This is a genomic window from Cronobacter dublinensis subsp. dublinensis LMG 23823 (assembly GCF_001277235.1).
Lineage (GTDB): Bacteria > Pseudomonadota > Gammaproteobacteria > Enterobacterales > Enterobacteriaceae > Cronobacter > Cronobacter dublinensis.
This window is the reverse complement of record NZ_CP012266.1, coordinates 2,720,947-2,747,592: the sequence shown is the minus strand read 5'-3', so window position 1 is coordinate 2,747,592 and position 26,646 is coordinate 2,720,947. Positions and strand designations below refer to the sequence as shown.

At 58.4% G+C, this 26,646-nt stretch carries 27 protein-coding genes; 21 read left to right on the top strand and 6 right to left on the bottom strand.

Annotated features, from left to right (window positions below; translation table 11 throughout):
* Positions 1-68 precede the first annotated feature (68 nt).
* A complete protein-coding gene (locus tag AFK67_RS12565; RefSeq protein ID WP_007719514.1) occupies positions 69-707 on the top strand; it encodes an RpiB/LacA/LacB family sugar-phosphate isomerase in 639 nt (212 codons plus the stop codon).
* 43 nt (positions 708-750) lie between these two features.
* Here the strand turns inward: AFK67_RS12565 and AFK67_RS12560 are convergent, their stop codons facing one another.
* A complete protein-coding gene (locus AFK67_RS12560) occupies positions 751-2,172 on the bottom strand; it encodes an MFS transporter (protein WP_007719510.1) in 1,422 nt (473 codons plus the stop codon).
* A 206-nt stretch (positions 2,173-2,378) separates the two neighbouring features.
* Here AFK67_RS12560 and azuC point away from each other — a divergent pair, with 206 nt between their 5' ends.
* Both azuC and AFK67_RS12555 read left to right on the top strand, forming a co-directional pair.
* Entirely contained in the window at positions 2,379-2,462 is an 84-nt protein-coding gene (gene azuC, locus AFK67_RS22885; RefSeq protein ID WP_015386592.1) for a stress response protein AzuC, read from the top strand.
* A 187-nt stretch (positions 2,463-2,649) separates the two neighbouring features.
* On the top strand, positions 2,650-2,898 hold the full coding sequence (locus tag AFK67_RS12555; protein ID WP_007719504.1) for a DUF2766 family protein: 249 nt from the start codon (positions 2,650-2,652) through the stop codon (positions 2,896-2,898).
* Between the two features lie 27 nt (positions 2,899-2,925).
* Here the strand turns inward: AFK67_RS12555 and AFK67_RS12550 are convergent, their stop codons facing one another.
* From AFK67_RS12550 to AFK67_RS12535, 4 genes are all read right to left on the bottom strand, one after another.
* The gene (locus AFK67_RS12550) at positions 2,926-3,528 is read right to left on the bottom strand and encodes a LysE family translocator (protein WP_007719501.1); all 603 of its coding nucleotides are present in this window, start codon (positions 3,526-3,528) and stop codon (positions 2,926-2,928) included.
* A gap of 37 nt (positions 3,529-3,565) precedes the next feature.
* Positions 3,566-4,408: an AraC family transcriptional regulator gene (locus AFK67_RS12545; protein WP_038883283.1), complete on the bottom strand. Its 843-nt coding sequence runs from the start codon at positions 4,406-4,408 to the stop codon at positions 3,566-3,568.
* 101 nt (positions 4,409-4,509) lie between these two features.
* A complete protein-coding gene (locus tag AFK67_RS12540) occupies positions 4,510-5,853 on the bottom strand; it encodes an anaerobic C4-dicarboxylate transporter (protein WP_007719496.1) in 1,344 nt (447 codons plus the stop codon).
* A gap of 213 nt (positions 5,854-6,066) precedes the next feature.
* The gene (locus AFK67_RS12535; RefSeq protein WP_007719493.1) at positions 6,067-6,567 is read right to left on the bottom strand and encodes a non-heme ferritin-like protein; all 501 of its coding nucleotides are present in this window, start codon (positions 6,565-6,567) and stop codon (positions 6,067-6,069) included.
* 286 nt (positions 6,568-6,853) lie between these two features.
* Between AFK67_RS12535 and AFK67_RS12530 the strand changes: the two genes are divergently transcribed.
* The 7 genes from AFK67_RS12530 (at position 6,854) to otsA (ending at position 14,204) form a co-directional block, all read left to right on the top strand.
* A complete protein-coding gene (locus AFK67_RS12530) occupies positions 6,854-7,411 on the top strand; it encodes a DJ-1/PfpI family protein (RefSeq protein ID WP_007719485.1) in 558 nt (185 codons plus the stop codon).
* A gap of 54 nt (positions 7,412-7,465) precedes the next feature.
* Entirely contained in the window at positions 7,466-7,972 is a 507-nt protein-coding gene (locus AFK67_RS12525) for a cupin domain-containing protein (protein ID WP_007719481.1), read from the top strand.
* A gap of 288 nt (positions 7,973-8,260) precedes the next feature.
* Positions 8,261-9,250 (top strand): arabinose ABC transporter substrate-binding protein AraF, encoded by a 990-nt coding sequence (gene araF / locus AFK67_RS12520; protein ID WP_007719479.1) that lies wholly within the window; start codon positions 8,261-8,263, stop codon positions 9,248-9,250.
* Between the two features lie 63 nt (positions 9,251-9,313).
* A complete protein-coding gene (gene araG, locus AFK67_RS12515; RefSeq protein ID WP_007719476.1) occupies positions 9,314-10,828 on the top strand; it encodes an L-arabinose ABC transporter ATP-binding protein AraG in 1,515 nt (504 codons plus the stop codon).
* Between the two features lie 10 nt (positions 10,829-10,838).
* On the top strand, positions 10,839-11,822 hold the full coding sequence (gene araH, locus AFK67_RS12510) for an arabinose ABC transporter permease AraH (RefSeq protein ID WP_200863222.1): 984 nt from the start codon (positions 10,839-10,841) through the stop codon (positions 11,820-11,822).
* A gap of 176 nt (positions 11,823-11,998) precedes the next feature.
* Positions 11,999-12,805, top strand: a complete 807-nt coding sequence (gene otsB, locus AFK67_RS12505) for a trehalose-phosphatase (protein ID WP_038883289.1) — start codon at positions 11,999-12,001, stop codon at positions 12,803-12,805.
* Positions 12,780-14,204, top strand: a complete 1,425-nt coding sequence (otsA, locus tag AFK67_RS12500) for an alpha,alpha-trehalose-phosphate synthase (protein WP_007719459.1) — start codon at positions 12,780-12,782, stop codon at positions 14,202-14,204. The genes otsB and otsA overlap by 26 nt, the downstream gene beginning before the upstream one ends.
* Positions 14,205-14,253: 49 nt before the next feature.
* On the opposite strand, the gene uspC is transcribed toward otsA, so the two are convergent.
* Positions 14,254-14,676 carry a universal stress protein UspC gene (uspC, locus tag AFK67_RS12495; RefSeq protein ID WP_007719456.1) on the bottom strand — a complete coding sequence of 141 codons (423 nt, stop codon included), beginning with the start codon at positions 14,674-14,676 and terminating at the stop codon, positions 14,254-14,256.
* Positions 14,677-15,492: 816 nt separating this feature from the next.
* Between uspC and flhD the strand changes: the two genes are divergently transcribed.
* The 11 genes from flhD (at position 15,493) to AFK67_RS12440 (ending at position 26,568) form a co-directional block, all read left to right on the top strand.
* The gene (gene flhD, locus AFK67_RS12490; RefSeq protein WP_015741652.1) at positions 15,493-15,843 is read left to right on the top strand and encodes a flagellar transcriptional regulator FlhD; all 351 of its coding nucleotides are present in this window, start codon (positions 15,493-15,495) and stop codon (positions 15,841-15,843) included.
* 3 nt (positions 15,844-15,846) lie between these two features.
* Positions 15,847-16,428, top strand: a complete 582-nt coding sequence (gene flhC / locus AFK67_RS12485; RefSeq protein WP_007719451.1) for a flagellar transcriptional regulator FlhC — start codon at positions 15,847-15,849, stop codon at positions 16,426-16,428.
* A gap of 132 nt (positions 16,429-16,560) precedes the next feature.
* Positions 16,561-17,448 (top strand): flagellar motor stator protein MotA, encoded by an 888-nt coding sequence (gene motA, locus AFK67_RS12480; protein WP_004384888.1) that lies wholly within the window; start codon positions 16,561-16,563, stop codon positions 17,446-17,448.
* Positions 17,445-18,374, top strand: a complete 930-nt coding sequence (gene motB / locus AFK67_RS12475; protein ID WP_038883291.1) for a flagellar motor protein MotB — start codon at positions 17,445-17,447, stop codon at positions 18,372-18,374. Before motA ends, motB begins: the two co-directional genes overlap by 4 nt.
* 10 nt (positions 18,375-18,384) lie before the next feature.
* Positions 18,385-20,397, top strand: coding sequence for a chemotaxis protein CheA (cheA, locus tag AFK67_RS12470; RefSeq protein WP_032967036.1), 2,013 nt, complete (start codon positions 18,385-18,387; stop codon positions 20,395-20,397).
* Positions 20,398-20,425: 28 nt separating this feature from the next.
* Entirely contained in the window at positions 20,426-20,929 is a 504-nt protein-coding gene (cheW, locus tag AFK67_RS12465; RefSeq protein WP_007719446.1) for a chemotaxis protein CheW, read from the top strand.
* A gap of 403 nt (positions 20,930-21,332) precedes the next feature.
* Positions 21,333-21,899, top strand: coding sequence for a Csu type fimbrial protein (locus AFK67_RS12460; RefSeq protein WP_038871165.1), 567 nt, complete (start codon positions 21,333-21,335; stop codon positions 21,897-21,899).
* Between the two features lie 62 nt (positions 21,900-21,961).
* Complete coding sequence (locus tag AFK67_RS12455; protein ID WP_007719437.1) at positions 21,962-22,474, top strand: Csu type fimbrial protein; 513 nt, start codon at positions 21,962-21,964, stop codon at positions 22,472-22,474.
* A 19-nt stretch (positions 22,475-22,493) separates the two neighbouring features.
* On the top strand, positions 22,494-23,249 hold the full coding sequence (locus tag AFK67_RS12450; protein ID WP_038883294.1) for a fimbrial biogenesis chaperone: 756 nt from the start codon (positions 22,494-22,496) through the stop codon (positions 23,247-23,249).
* Positions 23,228-25,618 (top strand): fimbria/pilus outer membrane usher protein, encoded by a 2,391-nt coding sequence (locus tag AFK67_RS12445; RefSeq protein WP_032967029.1) that lies wholly within the window; start codon positions 23,228-23,230, stop codon positions 25,616-25,618. The genes AFK67_RS12450 and AFK67_RS12445 overlap by 22 nt, the downstream gene beginning before the upstream one ends.
* Complete coding sequence (locus AFK67_RS12440; RefSeq protein ID WP_007719427.1) at positions 25,615-26,568, top strand: Csu type fimbrial protein; 954 nt, start codon at positions 25,615-25,617, stop codon at positions 26,566-26,568. The genes AFK67_RS12445 and AFK67_RS12440 overlap by 4 nt, the downstream gene beginning before the upstream one ends.
* The last annotated feature ends 78 nt before the right edge of the window (positions 26,569-26,646 follow it).

Below are 26,646 nucleotides of genomic sequence, written 5' to 3'. Positions count from 1 at the left end.
AGTGCGTTTGACGGATAGTATGGTGAGTTCACAGTTTGCTATTCATAGCCTTTTCAGGAGACAACCTAATGAAAATTGCACTGATGATGGAAAACAGTCAGGCGGCCAAAAACGCAATCATCTATAAAGAGCTGAAAGCGGTGGCGGATGAGAAAGCGTTCCCGGTGTACAACGTGGGCATGAGCGATGAGAACGATCATCACCTGACCTACATCCACCTCGGGATCATGGCGAGCATCCTGCTGAATTCCAGAGCGGTGGATTTCGTGGTCACCGGCTGCGGCACCGGCCAGGGCGCGCTGATGTCCCTGAATATTCATCCGGGCGTGGTGTGCGGCTACTGCATCGATCCGGCAGACGCCTTCCTGTTCGCGCAGATCAACAACGGCAACGCGCTGGCGCTGCCGTTCGCAAAAGGCTTCGGCTGGGGCGCGGAACTCAACGTGCGTTTCATCTTTGAGAAAGCCTTTACCGGGCGCAACGGCGAGGGCTATCCGCCGGAGCGTAAAGAGCCGCAGGTGCGCAACGCGGGTATTCTGAACCAGGTGAAAGCCGCCGTGGTGAAAGATAACTATCTCGACACCCTGCGCGCCATCGATCCGGAACTGGTGAAAACCGCGGTCTCCGGCGAGCGTTTCCAGCAGTGCTTCTTCGATAACTGCCAGGATAAAGAGATCGAAGGGTTCGTACGCAGCATCCTCGGCTAATCGCATCACGCCGGACAATACGCCAGCCCGCGGGCTGGCTTTTTTATGCCTGTTTGCCGGATACGCTGCTGCCGGCGTGTGCGGCGAGCCGCAGCGTATCCACCATGCCTGCGAGGCTCAGCAGCGCCATCATCACAAACGCCAGCCGGAAGCTCAGGCCCGGAACAGCGGTCGTGAAAAAAGCCTCGCTTATCACTTCGCCCAGCCGGATGCCGATGGCGCCGAGCGTCACGCCCAGCCCGACCGCCAGCTGGGTGGCGGTGCTGAAGAGCGTATTGGCGTAGCTCATTTCCCCGGCGGGCACATCGGCAAACGCCAGCGTGCTGACGCCGGTAAACTGAATGGAGCGAAACACGCCGCCCAGAAAGAGGATAAGCAAAATAAGCCACACCGGCGTCTGGGGCGTCAGCAACGCGCAGGCGAGCAGCGCCAGCACGTTCAGGAGGCCGTTAATCAGCAGCAGTTTTTTAAACCCGAGCCAGCGGATAAGCGGCGTGGTGGCGGGCTTGATAGTCAGATTCCCTGCAAAAACCGCCAGCACCAGCAGCCCCGAGTGAAACGCGTCCATTCCGAACCCCACCTGAAACAGCAGCGGCAGCAAAAACGGCACGGCGCTGATGGAGGTGCGAAACAGCGAACCGCCATACATCGTCACCCGGAACGTCGGCACCGCCAGCGCATCGAGGCGAATCATCGGAAACGGCGCGCGGCGAAAATGGCGTAGCGCGTAGATAAGCGCGCCGCCGCCCGCCAGCAACAACGCGCCCGTTAACAAACCGTTCGAGTCCCGCGCGGCCAGCATCTCCATCGCGCAAACCAGCGCTACCATCGCGAGTGCCGTGGCGATAAACCCTGGCGTGTCGAACGGGCGGCGGGCGTCGTCATGGTTATCAGGAATAATGCGCCAGGCGAGGGCCATCGCCAGCAGCCCTGCGGGCAGATTAATAAAGAAAATCCAGCGCCAGCTGGCGTAGCTGGTGATAAACCCGCCGAGCGGCGGCCCGATAATCGGAGCCACCAGCGCGGGCCAGGTAAGCGTCGCGATCGCTGTGATAAGCTGATGTTTCGGCGTCACGCGCAGCACTGCGAGCCGCCCGACCGGCACCATCAGCGCGCCACCCGCGCCCTGCAACACCCGCATCAGCACAAACGTCTCCAGCGAATTCGCAAGCCCACACAGCACCGACGCGCCGGTGAAAATGCCCAGCGCCACGGTAAACACCCGGCGCGCGCCGAAGCGGTCGGCAATCCAGCCGCTGGCCGGGATCAACACCGCCAGCGTCAGCAGATACGCGCTGATGCCGATATTAAGCGCGACGGCGTCGACGCCGAAGGTCTGCGCCATCGTCGGCAGGGCCGTGGCGATCACCGTTCCGTCGAGAAACTCCATAAAGAAGGCGCCTGCCACCAGCAGCGCGGCGGGAGACACCCCGCCTGCGCCCGGTTTCGCCAGCTTCTGACCCATGCCTGCTCCCTAAAAATTTTTTATAAATTTTCACCAAAAGATGCAATCGTTAAACGCCGGAATTATCAGCAATTTATTAACATTAAGCACATGTTCATTAACTTATTGGTGTGATTTTAATCACAAAATGGTTGATTTTTGTGATGTAAGTCATATTATTGCCGTACAGCATTCCGTTAACCATAATGAACAACACCGGAGCCCGCATGAAACTGCGTAAGATCCTCAAAAGCATGTTTGAAAACTACTGCAAAACCTTCAAAGACGTTCCGCCTGCCGGGATGTTCTGATAAAAAACCTGCCGCCTGGCAGGTTTTTTTATGCCTGACGTTCTGGTTATACCCGCTTTCGCTGCGTTCGCAAACCCAGGTTTTCTTCTTATTAAAACTTCGGTTCATTTTAGTTGCCTGCGGCGTCAAGGTCGCATTTGCCGGGCTTTGCCGCTACTATGTGCGCCTTCACGCTAAGGAGAACGCAATGTCACAATCCCTCACCGCCGAAGATGAACTGGTTTCCGACGTGGTCGCCTGCCAGTTGGTCATCAAACAGATCCTCGACGTTATCGACGTCATCGCACCTGTGGAAGTGCGCGACAAAATGGCCAGCCAGCTGAAAAGCATCGATTTCGCAGGCCATCCTTCCGCTGACCCGGTGACGCTGCGCGCTATCCAGAAAGCGGTGGCGCTGATTGAGCTGCGCTTCACCCCGCAGAGCGAAGCGCACTAAGCAACGCGGCCCCTGCCGGGGCCGTTGTTACTGAAAGAAGCCCATCCAGGCGCAGGCCAGCAGCCAGAGCGCCATCACCCTCTGAAAGCGCACCAGCGCTCTGTCGCTGCGAAACACGCGGTGCACGCCGCGGCCCAGCCACGCCCAGGCGACAAGACAGACCAGCGAAATCACCAGAAAGCCCAGCGCCTGAAACAAGAGCGTGAATAGCGCGCGGCCCTCCTGCGGCGCGAATACCGTCACGACCGCCATCGCCATCATCCAGGTTTTCGGGTTAATCAGCTGTAACGCCGCCGCCGCCCGCGCGCTGAACGGACGCGTCGCGTCTCCCGCAAGCGTCGCGGCAGGCGAGGTGAAAAGCTGCCAGCTCATCCACGTCAGCCACAGCGCGCCCGCAAGCGCCATCAGGCGCGCCAGCCACGGCGCATGGCGCAGCGCTTCGCCGGGCCCGACGCCGGAGATCAACACAATGGCGCTGGAGGCGAAACAGGCACCCGCCACTGCGGGTAGCGTCGCGCGTGCGCCGTAGCGCTGGCTGTTGGTGAGTATGAGAATATTCGTCGGCCCGGGCGTAATCGAGGCGACAAACGCGAAGAATAAAAACGGCAGCTGTTGTGAAAGCAGGCTCATAGGATCTCCTGGTTGTTGAGCCTCTATCTTCGCGGCGTCAGCGTGTCGGGTCTGGAAGATTCGTGCAGAGTCTGCGGTAGTGGGCGGGCGAGAGCCGGTAGGCGCGCTGGAACCAGCGGCCAAGATGGCTTTGATCAGCGAAACCGAGTGCTGCGGCAACCTCGGCGGGCATCATGCCACGCGAGAGCAGCGTTCTGGCGCGGGCGAGGCGCAACTGCACCAGCCACGCGTGCGGCGTCATGCCGAAGGCGTGCTTAAAGCTGCGTGAAAGCGTAAAGCGGTCGGTCTCCAGCGCCTGCGCCAGTTCCGCGAGGCCAATATTGTCGCCGATGTGCGCGCAAAGATAATCGCGGGCGCGCTGGGCCATACGCGCATCGCGAATTTCACCGGGCAGCCGTTTGCGCCACTGGCAGTGGTGCGTCAGCTGGCTGAGCAGGGTGTCCATCACGCCCTGCTGCACAATACGCATCTCATCCTGATGCAGCGTGTTGAATGTGGTGGCGATGGCCTGCGTGAGCGTCGGATCGCGGGCGATAGTGTGGGCGAAGCGCAGCTCGTAACGGTCCGGCAACGTGGCGTAAAGCCCGCCGAGGGTGTCGCGCAGCCAGCGCTCATCCAGATAAAACGTGAGATAGGTAAAACCGCCCGCCACCGGCGCGTCGCCGTCGTGGGTCTCGCCGGGCTCCAGCAGAAACGCGGCGCCGGGCGTGCTGTGATGGCGCTCCCGGCGGCAGTGAAACTGCTGGGTGCCGGAGAGCGTCACGCCCACCAGATAGCTGTCATGCCAGTGCGGATCGTAGGCGTGGCCTTCAAAGTGCGCGCGGATAGTTTCGATGCCGGTGTCAGCGTGCTGTCGTAGTTCAATCCAGTCTTTTGCCATAGCGTCTCCTGCGAAAGGAAACTCTAGCATAACGAATCGTTAACAACAGTCTGGAAGATTTGTGCAGGCGGCCCGCAGGCCGCCCTGTTTAAGAAGAATAATCAGAAGAAAAGCTCCACCAGCAGATAGCTGGCGGCGCAGGCGCAGCTGACGCCAATCAGGCCTGGCAGAATAAAGCTGTGGTTTAAGATGAACTTGCCGATGCGGGTCGTGCCGGAGCGGTCAAAGCCGATGCATGCCAGATCGCTTGGGTAGGTCGGCAGTACGAAATAGCCGTAGGAGGCAGGGAAAAACGCCACCAGCATTTTCGGCTCTACGCCGAGCATCAGCCCCATCGGCGCGACGGCGGTCAGCGCTGCCGCCTGGCTGTTCACCAGCTTGGAGACCAGAAACAGCACCAGCGCGTAGGTCCACGGGTGGCTCTTCACCACGCCTTCCAGCGCCATTTTCAGCTCCGCGAGATGCGCCTGGAAAAACGTATCGCTCATCCACGCCACGCCGAAGACTGAGAAAATCGCCACCATCCCCGCTTTAAATACCGCGCCGCTGGAAATAGAGGCGGCGTTCACTTTACAGACCACCAGCATCACGGCGCCCGCGATCAGCATCATCATCTGGATAACCAGGTTCATGGAGAGCGGGGCGATTTTGCCTTTTACCTCAAAGGCCGGACGCAGCGCGGTCACCGCGCCGAGCAGCACGACCAGCGCAATGGCAGCGAAGAAAATCCAGGTTGACCACCAGGCGTGTTTATCAAAGCGCTGGTTCATCAGCGTTTCGCTGCCGCCGTAGATAAACTCACGCTGTTTCGGGTCGCGCAGGCGCGCCTGGAACGCCTCATCGTCTTCCAGATTTTTACCGCGCTTCAGGCTCCATAGCGCCGCAATCAGCACGCCGAACAGCGAGGCAGGCACCGATACCGCGAGAATTTCAAGAATACTCCACGCCTCGCCGACGCCGTGCTGCGCGCCGAGAATCGAGACCAGCGACACCACCGCGACCGATACCGGCGAGGCGGTGATCGCCATCTGCGAGGCGACGGACGCCACCGCCATCGGCCGCTCGGGGCGGATGTTTTTCTTCAGCGCGATATCCGCGATGATGGGGAACATAGTGTACACCACATGGCCGGTGCCGCATAAAAAGGTCAGCGTCCAGGTGGTGAGCGGCGCCAGCAGCGTGATGTGCTGCGGGTGACGGCGCAGCAGCCGCTCGGCGAACTGCATCATCACGTTCAGGCCGCCTGCGGTTTGCAGTGTGGCTGCGCAGCCGATCACCGCAAGGATGGTCAGCATCACGTCCACCGGCGGCTTGCCCGGCTCCAGTCCAAAAATAAAGGTTAAAAGAAACAGCCCGATGCCGCTGATTAAGCCAAGGCCCATTCCGCCGAAGCGGGTGCCGGCCAGCAGACACAGAATAATGACGATAAATTCGAGGGTGATCATAAAGCTCCTGCCACACAACGTTGGGTGAATCGCTTAAGCATTACAAATTGTGTGGAAAACCATTGGGAGCCAGATCGGATTTATAAAAAGCTAACAAAAACAGTACATTGTTAACTTTTGGTTAACCTTGGAACGGGTGATGAAGTAACCGAAAGGCTGACGGCAGAAACAACAGCGCCCTCGGATGAGGGCGCGGGGCGGTCTGTTTCAGGTTTACAGGGTCTGTTCCATCATCCCAAGCAGGCGCTGGTCCGCCTCTTCGGCGCACAGCCCGGCCTGACGGGCGCTGGAAAGCTCATGCACGATGGTTTCTAGCAGCGTCTCGTCCTGGCGCAGCTCCTGGGCGAAGTCGCCGAGCATGGCGAGCATCGCCTCGTCATGAGCGGTATGCGCCTCGCTCATCAGGCGCGCCAGCGCCGTGCGCCGTCCGGTGAGTTCCTCCTGCATCTGGTGGAAAATCGCCTCAAGGCTTGAGCAATCGGGCTTGACCGATTTCAGCGCGCCGACCACAGGGTTGGCGCCGGTTTGTTTCAGATAATCGAATAAACGCATCATTTGCGTCACGTTATGCTGCGCCTGCTGACGCAGGACCGTCGCGCTGCCGTTGAGGCTTTGCTGCGCGCACCAGTCGCTGTAATACAGGCACAAATTCGATGCGTAAAACTCCTGGTTCATTTGTGCATTCAGTTTCTGCACCACGCCGATGGGAGCCATAAAAATATCCTTATTGACAGGTTAAAGGGAGAACGGTCATTGACCGCGACAAGTGCGCTTCAGGCCTGCCACATCCCGGCTGGCCGCCACTCATCAACCGTAATTAAAGAAGCGTGCGTTATCGTTCCTGATGTATTAAGCCTGGTATAAATGGGGGCTTTTGCCAGTCCAACCGTTTCTTTCTTAAAACGTGATACAGCGCCGGATTATACTTGAAACATTGTTTCATTATTGTGCGAGCCCGATGTGACGGGATCGTAATAAGCACAATCAACAGGAGCGAGAAATGAAACGAGCGGCGGTGCTGCTGGCGCCAGGTTTTGAAGAGGGAGAAGCCATTGTCACTATCGATATATTACGACGGCTAAACATTGCGGTAGAGATGCTCGCCTGCGCCGACACGCGCGCCGTGGTGAGCTACCACGCGATACCGCTGGTGGCCGACGCGCGCCTCGCCGAGCGCCTTGACGACACCTACGACGCGCTGGTGTTGCCGGGCGGTCCGCAGGGCAGCGTGAATCTCGCGGCGGACCCGCAGGTTATCGCGTTTGTCGCACGCCACGATAACGCCGGAAAACTTATCTGTCCTGTCTGCTCCGCCGCCGCGCGGGTGCTCGGCGGCAACGGGCTGCTGAAAGGGCGGCGTTATGTCTGTTCGGGCGAGCTGTGGCGGGACGTGCGGGACGGCGAGTATGTGGACGCGCCGGTGGTAGAGGATGGCAATCTTATGAGCGGCAAAGGGCTCGGGCGCGTGTTTGACTTCGCGCTGACTATCGCGGCGCGCTTAACCGGCGATGAAGTGGCCGCGCGCGATCACGCTAAACACATCTATTACCCCTGGTAAAGCGGGCGGCCACGGCGGGCTATACTTACCGGACGTTCGCGAAAGGAGGAGAGTATGACTAACGCGTGTGAAACGCTGTATCTGCGCGAGCCCTGCGGTGGGGTGCCCAATAACGCGCTGCCGGTGCTGCTGTACCGGCAGGTGCTGCCCGCGGACGCAGACGACGCGGCGGTCTGGTTTGAGCAGCGCTTCGCGCAGCACGAATGGCCCGCCCGCTGGCGCTATCCGGTCTTCACCTATACCCATTTCCACACCAACACGCATGAAGTGCTCGGCATTTATGCGGGCGAAGCGCAAATCCAGCTCGGCGGCGACGCGGGCCCGGTGGTGACGCTGCGCACGGGCGACGCGGTGCTGATCCCGGCAGGCGTCGGGCATAAGCAAATCGACGCCAGCGCCGACTTTATGGCCGTAGGCGCTTACCCCGAGGGGCTCTCGCCCGATAAATTCCTTGATGAACCCGCGCAGCTGGCGCAAACGCTCAACCAGGTGGCGCAGGTGACGACGCCGTCGCACGATCCGCTCTTCGGTAAGGCAGACGGTCTCGCTACCTGCTGGTAGCCCTCAAGGATTCCCCGGCTGAGCTTATGGAGATATCTGCTAAGCCCCTTCTCAATCATCATACATATCGGGCTGAATTTATGCCCGATATTGCTGTATTTATGTACGCAATCACTGTAATTCCATGATGTGATTTCGCTCTCCTATGGAGAATTAATTTCCCGCTAAAACTATCTCCAGCAATCGCCGCTTCCCGGAGTGAACGGCTAATGCGTTGTTTTCTGTCCGATTAAAAGAACCTTTCAGGTTTTTACCCTGCATAAAAGAAAGCTAAAGCTGGAGATAACCATGCACAAATTTACTAAAGCGCTGGCGGCCATTGGGCTCGCCGCCGTTATGTCACAATCCGCTATCGCAGAGACCATGAAGCTCGGTTTTCTGGTGAAACAGCCTGAAGAGCCGTGGTTCCAGACCGAATGGAAATTCGCCGACAAAGCCGGCAAGGATCTCGGTTTTGAAGTGATCAAAATCGCGGTGCCGGACGGCGAGAAAACCCTCAACGCCATCGACAGCCTCGCGGCGAGCGGCGCCAAAGGCTTTGTTATCTGTACGCCGGATCCGAAACTCGGCTCGGCGATTGTTGCGAAAGCACGCGGTTACGACATGAAAGTCATTGCCGTCGATGACCAGTTCGTCACCGCCAAAGGCAAACCGATGGAAACCGTGCCGCTGGTGATGATGGCCGCGACCAAAATCGGCGAGCGTCAGGGCCAGGAACTCTATAAAGAGATGCAAAAACGCGGCTGGGATGTGAAAGAAACCGCGGTCATGGCTATCACCGCCGATGAGCTCGACACCGCGCGCCGCCGCACCAGCGGCTCGATGGACGCGCTGAAAGCCGCCGGCTTCCCGGAAAAACAGATCTATAAAGTCCCTACCAAATCCAACGACATCCCCGGCGCGTTCGATGCCGCCAACTCCATGCTGGTTCAGCACCCGGAAGTGAAACACTGGCTAGTGGTCGGTATGAACGACAACACCGTGCTGGGCGGCGTGCGCGCGACTGAAGGGCAGGGCTTTAAAGCCGCTGACGTTATCGGTATCGGCATTAACGGCGTGGACGCGGTCAGCGAACTCTCTAAAGCGCAGGCCACCGGCTTCTACGGCTCGCTGCTGCCAAGCCCGGACGTACATGGCTATAAATCCAGCGAAATGCTCTACAACTGGGTCACCAAAGGCGCTGAGCCGCCGAAGTTCACCGAAGTCACCGACGTGGTGCTGATCACCCGCGACAACTTTAAAGAGGAACTGGCGAAAAAAGGTCTCGGCGGCAAGTAATGGGCGATTTATCGCGGTTCGGGCGCGCGTGCGCGCCCGCTTTTTGAGTGGCCCGGAGGTATCATGCAGACATCTTCACCCTATCTCTCGTTTCGCGGCATCGGGAAAACCTTTCCCGGCGTGAAGGCGCTTTCCGATATCAGCTTTGACTGCCACGCAGGGCAGGTGCATGCGCTGATGGGCGAAAACGGCGCCGGGAAATCGACGCTGCTGAAAATTCTCAGCGGCAACTACGCGCCGACCACCGGCTCGATCGCCATCAAAGGCGAAGAGGTCACCTTTAGCGACACCACGGCGGCGCTCAACGCGGGCGTCGCCATCATCTACCAGGAGTTGCATCTGGTGCCGGAGATGAGCGTCGCGGAAAACATCTATCTGGGCCAGATCCCTCACAAGGCCGGGATAGTCAATCGTTCGCTGCTCAACTATGAAGCAAAAATCCAGCTGGAACATCTCGGGCTCGATATCGATCCGCAGACCCCGCTGAAATATCTCTCTATCGGCCAGTGGCAGATGGTGGAAATTGCCAAAGCGCTGGCGCGTAACGCCAAAATCATCGCGTTCGATGAGCCGACCAGCTCGCTCTCGGCGCGTGAAATCGAGCATCTGTTCCGCGTTATCCGCGAGCTTCGCAAAGAAGGGCGCGTGATTTTGTACGTCTCGCACCGTATGGAAGAGATTTTCGCCTTAAGCGACGCCATCACGGTCTTTAAGGATGGCCGCTACGTGCGCACCTTCAGCGATATGCAGCAGGTGAACCACGACAGCCTGGTGCAGGCGATGGTCGGGCGCGATCTCGGCGATATCTACGGCTGGCAGCCGCGCGAATACGGCCCGGAGCGGCTGCGCCTCGACGCGGTGAAAGCGCCAGGCGTGCGCGCGCCGGTGAGCTTAAGCGTCAGGAGCGGCGAAATTGTCGGCCTCTTCGGGCTGGTGGGCGCCGGGCGCAGCGAATTAATGAAAGGCATGTTCGGCGGCACGCGCATCACCAGCGGCCAGGTGCTGATCGACGGCGAACCGGTGGCTATCCGCGCGCCGGGCGATGCTATCCGCGCGGGCATGATGCTCTGCCCGGAAGATCGCAAAGCCGACGGCATCATTCCCGTGCACTCGGTGCAGGACAACATCAACATCAGCGCGCGGCGCAAGCACATCAGCGCGGGCTGCCTTATCAACAACGGCTGGGAGCAGGAAAACGCCCGCCATCATATTCGCTCCCTGAATATCAAAACCCCCGGCGCTGAGCAGCTGATTATGAATCTCTCCGGCGGCAACCAGCAGAAGGCCATTCTTGGGCGCTGGCTGTCCGAGGAAATGAAAGTGATCCTGCTCGATGAGCCGACCCGTGGGATTGACGTCGGGGCGAAGCATGAGATCTACAACGTGATTTACGCGCTGGCGGCGCAGGGGGTGGCGGTACTGTTCGCCTCCAGCGATCTGCCGGAAGTCCTCGGCGTGGCCGACCGCATTCTTGTGATGCGCGAAGGTGAAATCGCCGGTGAATTACTGCACGAGGAGGCCAGCGAATCAACGGCGCTCAGCCTCGCGATGCCAAAAACCAGCCAGGCTGTCGCTTAAGTAAGGAGAAATTATGTCATCACTAACCACATCCGGTGCGCCGAAGTCCTCATTCTCCGTGGGTCGCATCTGGGATCAGTACGGCATGCTGGTCGTCTTCGCCGTGCTGTTCCTCGCCTGCGCTATCTTCGTGCCGAACTTCGCCACCTTTATCAATATGAAAGGCCTGGGGCTCGCTATCTCGATGTCCGGGATGGTGGCCTGCGGTATGCTGTTCTGCCTCGCCTCCGGGGATTTTGACCTCTCGGTCGCGTCGGTTATCGCCTGCGCGGGCGTGACCACGGCGGTGGTCATTAATATGACTGAAAGCCTGTGGCTGGGCGTCGCGGCAGGCTTGTTGCTCGGCGTCGTAAGCGGTCTGGTCAACGGCTTTGTTATCGCCAGGCTTAAAATCAACGCGCTCATCACCACGCTCGCCACGATGCAGATTGTGCGCGGTCTCGCGTATATCATCTCTGACGGTAAAGCGGTGGGCATCGAAGACGAAAGCTTCTTTACCCTCGGCTACGCCAACTGGCTCGGGCTGCCGGCGCCTATCTGGCTGACCGTCGCCTGTCTGATTGTGTTTGGCTTCCTGCTTAATAAAACCACGTTCGGGCGCAATACGCTCGCGATTGGCGGCAACGAAGAAGCCGCGCGCCTGGCGGGCGTGCCAGTCGTGCGCACCAAAATCATTATCTTTGTGCTCTCAGGGCTGGTGTCCGCCGCGGCGGGGATTATTCTCGCCTCGCGCATGACCAGCGGCCAGCCGATGACCTCTATCGGTTATGAGCTGATTGTCATCTCCGCGTGCGTGCTGGGTGGCGTTTCTCTGAAAGGCGGCATAGGAAAAATCTCGTATGTGGTGGCGGGTATCCTGATTCTCGGCACCGTCGAAAACGCCATGAATTTACTCAATATCTCGCCGTTCGCGCAGTACGTGGTGCGCGGCCTGATCCTGCTGGCAGCGGTGATCTTCGACCGTTACAAACAGAAAGCGAAACGCGTGGCATAACGGTTTTTATCTCCTCATTACTTCCCAAAAACGCCTTCCGACCTGTTTTTTCAGACAGGCGGAAGGCGTTGCCGAATGGCGACACTCGTCACACTGTCTATACTTACACGGTCATTAAAACTATCAGATAACCTCAGGGTTAGCTGTTCAACCCGTAAGGACAGGAGGAAACACTGGTGGCCGAAGAGTTAGCAGTACCGCCCGTAGACCGCGAAAATCTTGCCTTTTTTTTCGACCTTGACGGCACGCTTGCCGACATCAAGCCGCATCCCGATCAAGTGTTCATTCCTTCCGAGGTTCGTCGCCTTCTGCAAAAACTCGCCGACATGAATGACGGCGCGCTGGCACTGATTTCAGGACGTTCCATGACGGAGCTGGATCAGCTTGCCGTACCGCACCATTTTCCGCTAGCCGGGGTTCACGGGGCCGAGCGTCGTGATATCGGCGGTCAGCATCATGTGGTGACGCTGCCCGAAACGCTGGTAGCGAGCCTGCATCAGCAACTGGAATCGGCGCTGGCGACGATGCCCGGCACCGAACTTGAGGCAAAGGGAATGGCGTTCGCGCTGCATTATCGCGGCGCGCCGGAGTACGAAGAGAGCGTTATGGCGCTCGCGCAGCGCATTGCCAGCGAGCATAAGCAGCTGGGTCTGCAACCGGGTAAATGCGTGGTGGAGTTAAAACCGCTGGGCATTAATAAGGGCGCGGCTATCGAGGCATTCATGAATGAAGCGCCGTTCGCAGGCCGCGTGCCGGTATTTGTGGGTGACGATCTCACCGACGAAGCCGGGTTTTATGTCGTTAACCAGCACAATGGTATCAGCGTGAAAGTCGGGCAGGGCGATACCCAGGCCAAATGGCGCCTTGCCGGTGTCTCTGCCGTTCACGCGTGGCTGGAGCGCGTCACTCAACATCAAGAACAAGAAAAAAAAATTCTGAATAAAAGGAGAGAAGGCTATGAGTCGCTTAGTCGTAGTATCTAATCGTATTGCCCCGCCGGATGATAAAAAGAGTAGCGCAGGGGGGCTCGCGGTAGGGATACTGGGAGCGCTGAAAGCAGCAGGCGGCCTGTGGTTTGGCTGGAGCGGTGAAATCGGCGATGAAAATGCGCCGCTGAAAAAAGTCACCCAGGGCAACATTACCTGGGCCTCGTTCAATCTGAACGAGGAAGATCATGAGCTCTACTACAACCAGTTCTCCAACGCCGTGCTGTGGCCCGCTTTCCACTACCGTCTGGATCTCGTCAATTTCCAGCGCGACGCCTGGGAAGGGTATCTGCGCGTCAACAGCCTGCTGGCGGACAAACTCAAACCGCTGATTGAGCCGGACGATAATCTGTGGATCCACGATTACCATCTGCTGCCGTTCGCGAGCGAACTGCGCAAGCGCGGCGTGAATAACCGCATCGGTTTCTTCCTGCATATTCCGTTCCCGACGCCGGAAATCTTCAACGCGTTACCGACGAACACCGAGCTGCTGGAGCAGCTGTGCGATTACGATCTGCTGGGCTTCCAGACGGAAAACGACCGCGTCGCCTTCCTGGACTGCCTGGCGTCCCAGACGCACCTCTCGACCAACAGCGACGGCGAGCATACCGCTTACGGTAAAACGTTCCGCACCAAAGTCTATCCGATTGGTATTGAGCCAGAAGAGATTGCGCAGGCCTCAGCAGGCCCGCTGCCGCCGAAGCTCGCGCAGCTGAAGGCCGAGCTTGCCAATGTGAAGAACATCTTCTCAGTGGAGCGCCTCGACTATTCCAAAGGGCTTCCTGAGCGTTTCCAGGCGTTCGAGACGCTGCTTGAGAAATACCCGGAGCACCACGGCAAAATTCGCTATACGCAGATTGCGCCGACCTCGCGCGGTGATGTGCAGGCGTATCAGGATATTCGTCATCAGCTGGAAACCGAGGCCGGGCGCATCAATGGCCGCTATGGTCAGCTCGGCTGGACGCCGCTCTATTACCTCAACCAGCACTTTGACCGTAAGCTGCTGATGAAAGTCTTCCGCTATTCGGATGTCGGTCTGGTGACGCCGCTGCGCGACGGGATGAACCTGGTCGCTAAAGAATATGTGGCGGCGCAGGACCCGGAAAACCCTGGCGTGCTGGTGCTGTCGCAGTTTGCGGGCGCCGCCAACGAACTGACCGCCGCGCTGCTGGTAAACCCTTACGATCGTGATGATGTGGCCGCCGCCCTCGACCGCGCGCTGAAAATGCCGCTTGCTGAGCGTATCGCGCGCCACAGCGAGATGCTGGAGATTGTCCGTAAGAACGACATCAACCACTGGCAGGAGGCCTTTATTCAGGACCTAAAGCAGATAGCGCCACGCAGCGCTGAACGTGAACTGCAACAGAAAGTGGCGACCTTCCAGAAACTGGCCTGACGCGCCATCTCTTTCCCGGGCGTTCCGCCCGGGGAATCTTCCTTAAGTGTTAATCAAGCGCCACCAGCAGGAGATCGGTCCTGCTGGCCGCTAACACGCTTTTTGCCGAACAGACCGCCTTGCTAAAGAAACTCTGGTTGTGATTGCCGCAAATCACCAGGTCGATGTCATTTTTTTCACATATATCGTGAATATATTCTCCGAGCTCACCGGTCGCGATGAGGGCCTTCTCAATCGGGTATCCGGCTGCGGTTTTCAGGGCTTCCAGGAAGGTTTGCGTCTCCTCATACATGACGTCGCGCAAATTTTCGAGCATTGGAGCCGACATTTGATTAAAGAGTTCCGGATCTGTGGCGATAGTAATAAGGGTGATCTTACCGTTTACAGGTTTAACAATTGAAACCGCGCGGGCGATAAGACGGTGGCTTTCCGGCGTGACGGCCACGGCAACCAGCACATGCGAGTAGCTCATAGATATATCCTTGTCACTGAAGAGAAAACAGCAGGGAACAGCGATGATTTAATAGCACGATGCCCACGCCCACAAGGGCTACAAGGACGAAATGTGAGCCGTAAAACGGTTCATGCAATACTTTAAGTATTCTAATGAAAGGAATATTTCGCCCATTATTCCCCTTCCGTAACATGTTGTAACTTTGTTGCAAACTTAGCCTTATCACAAATCCGACCACTTTCCGTTCAGAATTGCATGATTAGCACGCTTGCTAATATTTATCCTAATTTATTGAATATTAACGCTTAGTTGATTTAAGTACTCGCTTGCCAGTACTGTCTCTTTTATAGCGATTACCGGTAACACGGGAAGGTTAAATAATTGCTGTGAGAAAGTATAACCGGGTGCTACATGGTACTTTAGGGTGAATGAATATTCGGAATTTTACTCATTGCTATCCACTCGATTGTTCAAAAAATGAACAAAATAAAAGCGATTCTGATGTTTTTTTAGTGACTTTTTCCGAAAATGTGTGATACTCGTCACACTTTTTCCAAAATCTCCTCATGAGCACATTGTGTGAATGATGTTCGCCGAGTACGATTTGCTCGATTTAGGAAAAATCTTAAGCAAGTGTAAGGAAATGATGAAAGGCGTGCACGGAGCCTGCCAGGGACAAAATCGAATTTGACGGGGACACTGTCCACTGACAAGTCTGGTTTCACCGATGCATTTTGGCCGTAACGATTTATTTTTTTACCGGGATTTGCCCGGCGACATCACGGGGTGCGGCTTCGCCGCTTGAAAATAATAGTTTGTTATTGGATGGGAAAAATGCATACATCCGAGTTGCTGAAACATATTTATGACATCAACCTGTCATATCTGTTACTGGCCCAGCGCTTGATCAGTCAGGATAAAGCGTCTGCGATGTTTCGTCTGGGGATCAGCGAAGAGATGGCGTCCACGCTTGGCGACCTGACTCTTCCGCAAATGGTGAAACTGGCTGAAACCAATCAGCTCGTCTGTCAGTTCCGTTTCCAGGATCATCAGTCGATTACGCGTTTAACACAAGAATCACGCGTTGACGATCTGCAGCAGATTCATACGGGTATTCTGCTCTCTACGCGTCTGCTCAACGAAGCCAATGGCACCGAAGACGTCGCTCGTAAGAAAAGGGCGTAATCTATGACCGACAAGAGCATTGTTCAGGAAGCCCGTGATATCCAGCTCGCCATGGAACTCATTACCCTTGGCGCACGTTTACAGATGCTGGAAAGTGAAACGCAACTTAGCCGCGGTAGACTCATCAAACTTTATAAAGAGCTGCGGGGCAGCCCGCCGCCAAAAGGTATGTTGCCCTTTTCCACGGACTGGTTCATGACCTGGGAGCAGAACATCCACGCATCGATGTTCTGTAACGCCTGGCAGTATCTGCTGCGCACCGGGTTATGTTCAGGCGTTGACGCGGTTATCAAAGCGTACCGTCTGTACCTGGAGCAATGCCCGCAAGAAAACGACGAAGGCCCGCTGCTGGCACTCACCCGCGCCTGGACGCTGGTGCGTTTTATGGACAGCGGAATGCTCGAATTATCCCGTTGCAACAGCTGCGGCGGCAATTTTGTCACTCATGCACACCAGCCGGTTGGCAGCTTCGCATGCAGCCTGTGCCAACCGCCATCTCGCGCCGTAAAAAGACGTAAACTTTCGCGAGATGCTGCCGATATTATTCCACAACTGCTGGATGAACAGGTCGAACAGGCCGTTTAACCGGATAGGTGTGGAAAACCACTCCAGCAGCGGCCCAAAAGGCCGCTGCTTTTTTTTTCCTAACTTAAACCGGCAACGTTTTCTGCTTCACCTGAACGTCCTCGCCATAGCCAACAGCGGAAGGATGATGTCGTGCTGATTTTAATAGGTTACCTGGTCATTCTGGGAACAGTCTTCGGTGGTTACATGATTACCGGGGGAGAGCTTGGTGCACTCTATCAACCTGCTGAATTAATCATCATCGGCGGGGCGGGTGTGGGTGCGTTTATCGTCGGGAATAACGGCAAAGCGATTAAGGGCACGCTGAAGGCGCTGCCGCTGCTGTTTCGCCGCTCCAAATACACCAAAAGTATGTACATGGATCTGATGGCGCTGCTGTATCGCCTGATGACCAAATCGCGCCAGCAGGGCATGTTCTCGCTGGAACGTGATATCGAGAACCCGAAAGAGAGCGAAATCTTTACCAGCTACCCGCGCATTCTGGCGGACAACACCATGCTGGAGTTCATCACCGATTATCTGCGTCTCATCATCAGCGGCAATATGAACACCTTTGAGATTGAAGCGCTGATGGACGAAGAAATCGAAACCCATGAAAGCGAAGCCGAAGTGCCGGCCAACAGCCTGGCGCTGATGGGCGACTCGCTGCCGGCATTCGGTATCGTGGCGGCGGTAATGGGCGTGGTGCACGCGCTGGCGTCTGCGGACCGTCCGGCGGCAGAGCTCGGCGCGCTTATCGCTCACGCGATGGTGGGGACGTTCCTCGGCATCCTGCTGGCGTACGGCTTTGTGTCGCCGCTCGCCACCGTGCTGCGCCAGAAGAGCGCTGAAACCACCAAGATGATGCAGTGCGTAAAAGTGACGCTGCTTTCAAGCCTTAACGGTTATGCGCCGCCTATCGCGGTTGAGTTTGGCCGTAAGACGCTCTATTCGAGCGAGCGTCCGTCCTTCACCGAGCTCGATGAACACGTTCGCGCGGTGAAATCGCCTAATCAGCAGCAGGTGACAGAAGACGCATGAAAAACAGCAACCACCCCGTCGTTATCGTAAAAAAGCGCAAGCATAAAGGGCACGGCGGCGGATCGCACGGCTCCTGGAAAATTGCTTACGCCGACTTTATGACCGCCATGATGGCCTTCTTTCTGGTGATGTGGCTTATCTCCATCTCCAGTCCGAAGGAGCTGACGCAGATTGCGGAATATTTCCGCACGCCGCTGTCAGCCGCCATCACCGGTGGGCAGCGTATCGCCGATAGCCAGAGCCCGATCCCTGGGGGTGGAGATGACGTCACGCAATCGCAGGGCGAAGTGAAAAAAGAACCGAACATCGACGAGCTTAAAAAACGCATGGAGCGTAATCGCCTGCAGAAACTGCGCGGCGATCTGGATCAGCTGATCGAAGCCGACCCGAAACTGCGCGCGCTGCGGCCGCACCTGCGCATCGACCTGGTGCAGGAAGGGTTGCGTATTCAGATTATCGACAGCCAGAACCGGCCGATGTTTAAAACCGGCAGCGCCGAAGTAGAGCCGTATATGCGCGACATTCTGCGCGCTATCGCGCCGGTGCTGAACGGGATACCTAACAGAGTCAGCCTGTCAGGCCATACCGATGACTTCCCGTACGCTAACGGCGAACGCGGTTACAGTAACTGGGAACTCTCGGCAGACCGCGCTAACGCGTCGCGTCGCGAGCTGGTTATCGGCGGGCTTGATGATGGCAAGGTACTGCGCGTGGTCGGCATGGCCGCCACGATGCGACTGGCGGAAAAAGGCGCCAATGAAGCCCTCAACCGCCGGATAAGTTTGCTGGTGCTTAATAAGCAGTCGGAAGATGCCATCGTGCATGAAAACGCCGAAAGCGAAAACGAGTCACTGAGCGTTTTACAACAACCGGGCGCCGTCCCCCCGGCCTCAAACCCAACACCGTCCCAACCGGTTACGAGGTGATAGCGTGAGTATGGATATTAGCGATTTTTATCAGACATTTTTCGATGAGGCCGACGAACTGTTGGCCGACATGGAGCAGCATTTGCTCGATCTGGTGCCCGAAGCGCCGGATGCCGAACAGCTAAATGCCATATTCCGCGCCGCACACTCTATTAAGGGCGGAGCGGGGACCTTTGGCTTCACCATCCTGCAGGAAACCACCCATCTGATGGAAAACCTGCTGGATGAAGCACGTCGGGGTGAAATGCAACTTAACACCGACATCATCAACCTGTTTTTGGAAACCAAAGATATTATGCAGGAACAGCTTGACGCTTATAAAAGCTCTCAGGAGCCGGACGCAGCCAGCTTTGAATATATCTGTCAGGCGCTGCGTCAACTGGCGCTCGAGGCCAAAGGCGAAGCGCCTGCGGCCGCGGCGAAACTCTCTGTTGTCGAAACAGACAGCGCAACGCCAGCGCCGGCTGCGGCGACGGATGGCGGCAAGCTGCGCATCAAGCTTGGCAAGCTCAAAGGCAATGAAACCGAACTGTTGCAGGAAGAACTCAGCAACCTCGGCACCTTAAGCCAGATTGAGAAAGCTGACGATCACCTGATTGCGACGCTCGAAACCAGCGCCAGCGCAGATGACATCACGGCGGTGCTCTGCTTCGTTATCGAAATCGACCAGATTGAATTCCTGCCGCTGCCGGCCGCTGAACCTGCGCCTGCCGCACCGGCGGAGCCAGTCGCTCAGGCCGCGCCTGCGCCGGTTGCGCCTGTCGCCGCGCCGGTCGCCAAAGCGCCTGCCGCCAGCGCCCCGCGCGCTGAGCAGAACAAACCGGCTCGCGAGAAAGAAAACACCAGCATCCGCGTTGCGGTGGAGAAAGTCGACCAGCTTATCAACCTGGTGGGCGAGCTCGTTATCACCCAGTCGATGCTCCAGCAGCGCTCTAATGAGCTGGATCCGGTCACCCATGGCGACCTGATCACCAGCATGGGTCAGTTACAACGTAACGCCCGCGATCTGCAGGAATCGGTGATGTCCATCCGTATGATGCCGATGGAATACGTCTTCAGCCGCTTCCCGCGTCTGGTTCGCGATCTGGCGAGCAAGCTTGGCAAACAGGTTGAACTGACGCTGCAGGGCAGCTCCACCGAACTCGACAAGAGCCTTATCGAGCGCATCATCGACCCGTTAACGCACCTGGTGCGTAACAGTCTCGACCACGGTATCGAAGCGCCGGAAAAACGCGCCGACGCCGGGAAGTCGCCGGTGGGCAACCTGATCCTCTCTGCGGAGCATCAGGGCGGCAACATCTGTATCGAAGTGACCGACGACGGCGCGGGCCTTAACCGCGAGCGCATCCTTGCCAAAGCGATGTCGCAGGGTATGGCCGTCAGCGAAAGCATGACTGATGACGAAGTGGGCATGCTCATCTTCGCGCCGGGCTTCTCTACGGCTGAGCAAGTGACCGACGTATCGGGTCGCGGCGTCGGCATGGACGTGGTGAAACGTAACATTCAGGAGATGGGCGGCCATGTCGAAATCGCTTCCCGTCAGGGGCAGGGCACGACTATCCGTATCCTGCTGCCGCTGACGCTGGCAATCCTCGACGGCATGTCGGTTAAGGTAAACGAAGAAGTCTTTATTCTGCCGTTGAACGCGGTAATGGAATCGCTGCAACCGCGTGAAGAAGATCTGCATCCGCTGGCAGGCGGCGAGCGCGTACTGGAAGTGCGTGGCGAATATCTGCCGCTGGTGGAGCTGTGGAAAGTCTTTAATGTGCAAGGGGCCAAAACCGAAGCGACGCAGGGCATTGTCGTTATCCTGCAGAGCGCCGGTCGCCGTTATGCACTGCTGGTCGATCAGCTGATTGGTCAGCACCAGGTCGTGGTGAAAAACCTTGAGAGTAACTATCGCAAGGTGCCGGGAATTTCGGCCGCCACTATTCTGGGCGATGGTAGCGTGGCGCTGATTGTTGATGTATCCGCGCTGCAAAGTTTAAACCGTGAGCAACGTCTGGCGCCGACCGCCGCCTGAAGCCACTTTCGTAGAAAAGGTAAGTAATATGACCGGTATGAGCAACGTCACTAAACTGGCCGGCGAGCCGTCTGGCCAGGAGTTCCTGGTATTCACCCTGGGCGACGAAGAATATGGTATCGATATTCTCAAAGTGCAGGAAATTCGTGGTTACGATCAGGTAACCCGTATCGCGAACACGCCGTCTTTCATCAAAGGCGTCACCAACCTGCGCGGCGTTATCGTGCCTATCGTTGACCTGCGCGTGAAGTTCGAACAGGGCGATGTGGAATATAACGAAAACACCGTAGTTATCGTGCTGAACTTCGGCCAGCGTGTGGTCGGCATTGTGGTAGACGGCGTGTCTGACGTGCTGTCCCTCACCGCCGATCAGATTCGCCCGGCGCCGGAATTCGCTGTGACGCTCTCCACAGAATACCTCACCGGCCTCGGCGCTATTGGCGAACGCATGCTGATTCTGGTACACATTGAGAAGCTGCTCAACAGTGAAGAAATGGAACTGATTGACAGTGCAACCGCCCGCGTGGCGTGACAACAAGAAAAGCAGTGGCATGGGGCGCGAAAGCGCCCCTTTTTTTTGGCCGCGCGCCGGGCAGGGCGCTTAACGGCGCGGGCGCTTATGCGGATCGCGTGTTCGCCGCGCGGTTTTCTGGCGATTAATGCCTGTCAAACCGTGATTCAGATCACAAAATGATTAATATATCATTTGCCATTTACATTTTTATCACGCGAAATAAATTTAACCGATTGTTTATAATAGATTTTCCTGCCTGAACATCCCTCCTCACCGACACGTTTAACAACTTTTGTGATGTTTTGAAACATAAACTAAATTTCAGTTTAGCGTCTCGCCTGACGCGCTGCATGTCTTTGCGCGTGCCGCCATCGCGGCCCGACAGCGCGTCGATTCCGTTCTGAGTTTGAGGATAAACACGATGAAAACACGTCTTTTAGCTGTTGTCTTCGGTGCCGGCATGATGCTGGGCGCGCCTGCCAGCCACGCGGTTACCAGCAGCGGGACTATCGGGGCAACCTTAACGCTGACTAATGGTTGCCTGATTAACGGCTCGCCGAGCCAGAACGGGATCAACTTCGGTACCCTGAACTTCGGGACCAGTCCGGCGACCTTTTCCACGTTAACCACTCAGCTCACGGGCGCGGGCGGCGGCAACACCTTTTCCATCCAGTGCACCACGCCGGAATACACCGTGCAGATAACCGGCAGCACCAACCAGGCGCCGGGCACCGTGGTCGGTACGCCAGGCACGCCGGGCCGTTATCTGGTGAACACCACCAATACCGCCCAGGGCGTGGCCTATAGCCTCTACAGCGACAGCGCCTTCCAGAACGTCATCGCCAACAACGCCTCGATTCCGGCCGCGTCAACGACCGGCGGGGTGAGCAACTACACCATCTATGGCCGTATCCAGGGCGGCGGCAACAGCGTAACGGTGGTGCCGGGCACTTACACCGACACCATCAACGTCAGCGTGACCTACTAAGCGCCAGCAGGGCAGAGATGAGGATGACGGGCGACCGGGCGCGGTTGCCCCAGGGGAGCGCTGTGCGGCGAATTCAATGGAGTGCGGTTGGGGTATTTCTTGCCCTTAGCGGCGCGGCGCAGGCCATTACGACGCAGTCTTTTCAGGTCAGCGCGACCGTCGCCGCCGGATGCTCGGTCACTACCGGCGCCGGCGGCACGCTCGGTACGCTGAATTTCGGCACCCGCAGCGGCGTGGACAACGCGCGCGTCAGCGCAAGCTTTGTCCCGTCTTCCTCGCTGCTTCTCGCCTGCACGCCGGGCGTGGCGCTCAGCATGAGCATCGATGGCGGCCAGAACTATGGTTCCTCGGTGCGCAATCTGGTTCGCGGCGGCGGCACCGAACGGGTGCCGTACCGGCTCTATACGTCAAGCTCGCTCAATGCGGCGAGTGAAATCGGCGTCAACCAGGCGGTCTCCATCGCCTACAGCAACAGCAATAACATTTCGCTGCCGATTTTTGGCGCAGCGCAGCTTACGGGCTTCAGCCCCGCCGGCGCCTACACCGACAGGCTCACGGTGACATTATCATGGTGATACAGGGAGAGCAGACACGATGCGCTTCGCAACGTCTCTCAGGCGGTCCGGACTGGCCGCCGCGTTTTGGCTGACCGCAGGCAGCGCCTGGGCGGCTGGCAATATGCTTATCTGGCCTATCGATCCCTACCTCGCGCCCGACGACAAGGCGGCGGAGTTGTGGATCCAGAATCAGGGCGCTGCGCCTATGACCATGCAGGTGCGCATTGTGCGCTGGCGTCAGGAAGGCGGCAACGAGCGCTATCAGCAGCAGCAGGACGTGGTGGCGAGCCCGCCTATCGTGCGCATCGACGGCAATAAAAAACAGTTAATTCGTTTGATCCGCCAGGCGGAGATCCCGGCGGGCGTCGAGCAGGCTTACCGCATCGTCGTAGATGAAATTCCGCAGCCTACCGAACCTGGCAAGCCGCAGCTCGGCCTGAAGCTGCAAATGCGCTACTCGATTCCGCTCTTCGCCTACGGGCAGGGCGTCGTCACGCAGCGCACGGGCGCGCACCACGCGTTCCTGGAGCCGGAAAACCTCTCGTGGCGGGTTATCCGGGATAACGGCCAGCCGGCGATTGAAATCACCAACCGCGATCAGATCCACGCGCGCATCAGCCAGGTGACGGTACAGCAGGGCGGCCAGAGCCGCACCCTGGCGGAGGGGCTGCTGGGCTATGTGCTGCCCGGCCAGGCGCGCGTTTTCCCGCTGCCCGCAGGCGTGCCGCAACCCACCCAGCTTAGCGCCTCCGTCAATGCCCGTGAGGCGAAATGGCACGCCGCCGCCCGATAATTTTTCGGGGGGTGATAACCAGCCTGCTTTGCGTCGTCTCTCCCGGGGTTAATGCCCTGGAAGGCGATGACGCGCTGCCGCCGCCTCCGGACGTGCAGGCTATTGAGCGCCAGGCGGTGTTTCATCTTTCGCTGGTGGTGAACTATTACGACACCGGGCTGGTGGTGCCGGTGACGCGGCGCGCTGGCGCGATGTGGGTCTCGTCGGCGGATCTGCAACGCGCCGGGCTGCCGGGCAATAAACTCCCGACGGGCGACGTCAATGTCGACTCGCTCCCGCAGGTGAAAAGCCGTTATGACAGCGTCGGCCAGCGGCTGCTGCTGACCGTGCCCACGGACTGGGTGGCGTCGCGCACGGTGGCGCTCGGCGAGCAGGAGCGGCGGGTGCGCCCGCGCGCCAGCAACGGCGCGGTGCTGAACTACGACTTTTACGCGAGCGACACCAACCACGGCCTGCGGCAGGCCTCGCTGTGGCATGAGATGCGCCTCTTCGGCGACGGCGGGTCGCTCTCTTCCACCGGGGCGCTGCGCGAAGTGTTTCGCGGCTATCCGGGGCAGGATGAAGGCTATATGCGCTACGACACCACCTTTAACAGCACCAACGACGACAACGCCTGGAGCTGGTCGCTGGGCGATGTGATAAGCGACAGCCTGAGCTGGAGCAACAGCGTGCGCCTGGGTGGCATCAACGTCGGCCGCGATTTCTCGCTGCGTCCCGATCTCATTACCTATCCGCTGCCCGCGTTTTCCGGCGAGGCGGCGGTGCCCTCCACCGTTGATGTGTTTATCAACGGCTATCGCTCCGGCTCGACGGAGCTCACGCCCGGCCCGTTTACGCTTACCAACCTGCCGTACATCAACGGCTCCGGCGACGCCGTGCTGGTCACTACCGACGCGCTGGGCCGCCAGGTCTCCACCACGCTGCCGTTTTATGTGGCAAGCGAGCTGCTAAAGCCCAGCTTAAGCGACGGCGCTTTCAGCGCGGGCGCGCTGCGGCGCAACTACGGCGTGAAAAATTTCGACTACGGCCCGGCGGCGGCGAGCGGCTCCTGGCGCTACGGCGTGACCGATTTCTGGACGCTGGAAACCCACGGCGAGGCGGCGGAAAGACTAACGCTCGGCGGCGTCGGGTCGCTGTTTAAAATCGGCCGCTTCGGCGTTATCAACGGCGCGGGCAGCTGGAGCTCGATGCGCGAGCAGAGCGGCCAGCAGTGGAACTGGGGGTATCAGTACAATACGGCCGGCTTCAGTCTCTCGACGCAGCAGACCCGGCGCACGCGCGGGTTCGGCAACCTGGCGCTCTACGATCAACCGGTGCGTTACGATCAGTATCAGCAGCCTATCGTCACCTTAAGTCGCGAAACCACGCAGTATGCGCTGACGCTTAATATGGGCGCGGCGGGCAGCGTCGGCGCGGCCTGGCTCGACGTGCAGACCTTCAACCGCGACCACACCCGGCTGCTGAACCTTTCCTGGAACAAAACGTTGTGGAACAGCAGTCTTTATCTCGCCGCGAGCCACGACTATGAAGATCGCGACTGGACGTTCGCGCTTTCGCTGCAAATCCCGCTTGGCGAGCAGAGCTCGGTGGCGCTCAGCGCCGAAACCACGCCGGAAAGCGGCAGCACGCAGCGCGTCAACTACAGCCGCGCGATGCCAAGCGACGGCGGCTTTAGCTGGAATATGGCTTACGCTAACCAGTCGCAGGACGATAACTACCAGCAGGCAACGCTCGGCTGGCGCAATAATCATGTCGAAATGCAGGGCGGGATCTACGGCCAGACTAAAAACCTCACCCGCTGGGGGGAAGCAACCGGCTCGCTGGTGACGCTGGATGGCGAGTTGTTCGCGGCGAATCAGATAAACGACGCGTTTGCGGTCGTCAGCACCCAGGGACAGCCGGGCGTGACGGTGAACTTTGAAAACCAGCCGATAGGCGAGACCGACGAAGAGGGCTATCTGCTGGTGAGCGGCGTCACCTCGTACTATCCGGCGACCTACAGCATCGACGCGCTCAACCTCCCGGCCGATACCCGTATTCGCGATACTGAAAGGCGGCTTGCGCTGCGGCGCAACAGCGGCTATCTGGTGACGTTTGCGATGGAGCAGGAGCGGGTGGCGAGCGTTATCCTGCATGATGAGAACGGCCTGCCGTTGCCCGTGGCAAGCCAGGTGCTGCGCCCTGACCGGGCAACGGCCGTGGTGGGCTACGACGGGATCGCGTGGCTTGAAAATATTGGCGAGGTAAACCCGTTGCGCGTCGTCAAACCGGACGGCAAAACGTGCAGCGTGACGCTGACGGTCGGCCCCGCCCGTCAGCACCGTCTGGAAACCTATGGTCCGCTTACTTGCCGCGAGGTTGCGCCATGATGCGTCTGCTGCTGTTAATGATCCTGTTGCTCTCAAGCCTGCCGGCGCTCGCGGCATGTCGCGTCAGCGGCACCAACGCCGCCTACGGCAGCCAGACGTCGTTTGTCATCAACAGCACCGTGCAGACCACGTCGGCGACGCTGACGGTGGATTGCGACACCGCGTTTAACGTGCTCAACAATGATTTTGTGACCCTGACGCTCACGGGTGCCACCACCAGCGCCGACACCCGCCCGACGCTTGGGCGCAGCGGCGACGCCACCGATCGCATTCCCTTGCAGGTCTGCGCCCAGAGCGGGTGTTCGTCCGGCAGTGAACTGACCCTGAACGGCAGCTATCGCTGGACCGGCCAGGCGCTGCTGAATCTTCTGACCAACAAGCGTTACACCTTTCCTGTCTATATTCGCACGCTACAGGGACAGAACGTCGCCGCGGGCGCTTACCAGGTGACGCTCAACTTCAGCGTCAGCTACAGCATCTGTGCGGTGGGCGTTGCGGTCTGCCTGAGCCCGCAGACCGGCACCGGGACATTCACAAGCCTCGTGACGCTCACTGTCACCAATGATTGCAGTACCATCAGCGCGCCGAACCTTAACTTCGCCAGCGCCCCGCTGGTTAAAGATTTCGCGCCCGTATCGCAAACCATCGCCATCACCTGCACCAAAGGCAGCCTCTACACCGTTGGCATTAACAATGGCAACAACGCCGTCGGCAGCGTGCGCAATATGGCGAGCGGCGCCAACCGGCTCAGCTATGAGATCTACAAAGGCAGTACCGCCAACCGCTGGGGCGTCAGCGGCACCGAACGCTGGGCAAGCGACAGCGCCACCCAGGTCAGCACCGATGGCCTGCTGCGATCCTATCAATACACGGCGCGTATTCTCGCCACGCAAAACACGCCGCCCGCCGGGAGTTACACCGATACGCTGGTGGTGGACGTCGCCTTCTGACGCCGCCGCCGACTAACGCAAATTTCCTTAACACAACGATAAAGTTCCCCCAGGCCATGCCGATAACCCCTTCAGGAA

Coding starts and splice junctions, on each gene's coding strand:
- AFK67_RS12450 (WP_038883294.1), top strand. CDS start 22,494: ATGCGCTTCGCAACGTCTCTCAGGCGGTCCGGACTGGCCGCCGCGTTT.
- araF (WP_007719479.1), top strand. CDS start 8,261: ATGCACAAATTTACTAAAGCGCTGGCGGCCATTGGGCTCGCCGCCGTT.
- AFK67_RS12445 (WP_032967029.1), top strand. CDS start 23,228: ATGGCACGCCGCCGCCCGATAATTTTTCGGGGGGTGATAACCAGCCTG.
- otsA (WP_007719459.1), top strand. CDS start 12,780: ATGAGTCGCTTAGTCGTAGTATCTAATCGTATTGCCCCGCCGGATGAT.
- araG (WP_007719476.1), top strand. CDS start 9,314: ATGCAGACATCTTCACCCTATCTCTCGTTTCGCGGCATCGGGAAAACC.
- AFK67_RS12460 (WP_038871165.1), top strand. CDS start 21,333: ATGAAAACACGTCTTTTAGCTGTTGTCTTCGGTGCCGGCATGATGCTG.
- azuC (WP_015386592.1), top strand. CDS start 2,379: ATGAAACTGCGTAAGATCCTCAAAAGCATGTTTGAAAACTACTGCAAA.
- cheW (WP_007719446.1), top strand. CDS start 20,426: ATGACCGGTATGAGCAACGTCACTAAACTGGCCGGCGAGCCGTCTGGC.
- AFK67_RS12555 (WP_007719504.1), top strand. CDS start 2,650: ATGTCACAATCCCTCACCGCCGAAGATGAACTGGTTTCCGACGTGGTC.
- flhC (WP_007719451.1), top strand. CDS start 15,847: ATGACCGACAAGAGCATTGTTCAGGAAGCCCGTGATATCCAGCTCGCC.
- AFK67_RS12535 (WP_007719493.1), bottom strand. CDS start 6,567: ATGGCTCCCATCGGCGTGGTGCAGAAACTGAATGCACAAATGAACCAG.
- AFK67_RS12560 (WP_007719510.1), bottom strand. CDS start 2,172: ATGGGTCAGAAGCTGGCGAAACCGGGCGCAGGCGGGGTGTCTCCCGCC.
- AFK67_RS12545 (WP_038883283.1), bottom strand. CDS start 4,408: ATGGCAAAAGACTGGATTGAACTACGACAGCACGCTGACACCGGCATC.
- AFK67_RS12525 (WP_007719481.1), top strand. CDS start 7,466: ATGACTAACGCGTGTGAAACGCTGTATCTGCGCGAGCCCTGCGGTGGG.
- flhD (WP_015741652.1), top strand. CDS start 15,493: ATGCATACATCCGAGTTGCTGAAACATATTTATGACATCAACCTGTCA.
- AFK67_RS12565 (WP_007719514.1), top strand. CDS start 69: ATGAAAATTGCACTGATGATGGAAAACAGTCAGGCGGCCAAAAACGCA.
- AFK67_RS12550 (WP_007719501.1), bottom strand. CDS start 3,528: ATGAGCCTGCTTTCACAACAGCTGCCGTTTTTATTCTTCGCGTTTGTC.
- AFK67_RS12540 (WP_007719496.1), bottom strand. CDS start 5,853: ATGATCACCCTCGAATTTATCGTCATTATTCTGTGTCTGCTGGCCGGC.
- motB (WP_038883291.1), top strand. CDS start 17,445: ATGAAAAACAGCAACCACCCCGTCGTTATCGTAAAAAAGCGCAAGCAT.
- cheA (WP_032967036.1), top strand. CDS start 18,385: ATGGATATTAGCGATTTTTATCAGACATTTTTCGATGAGGCCGACGAA.
- AFK67_RS12530 (WP_007719485.1), top strand. CDS start 6,854: ATGAAACGAGCGGCGGTGCTGCTGGCGCCAGGTTTTGAAGAGGGAGAA.
- uspC (WP_007719456.1), bottom strand. CDS start 14,676: ATGAGCTACTCGCATGTGCTGGTTGCCGTGGCCGTCACGCCGGAAAGC.
- AFK67_RS12440 (WP_007719427.1), top strand. CDS start 25,615: ATGATGCGTCTGCTGCTGTTAATGATCCTGTTGCTCTCAAGCCTGCCG.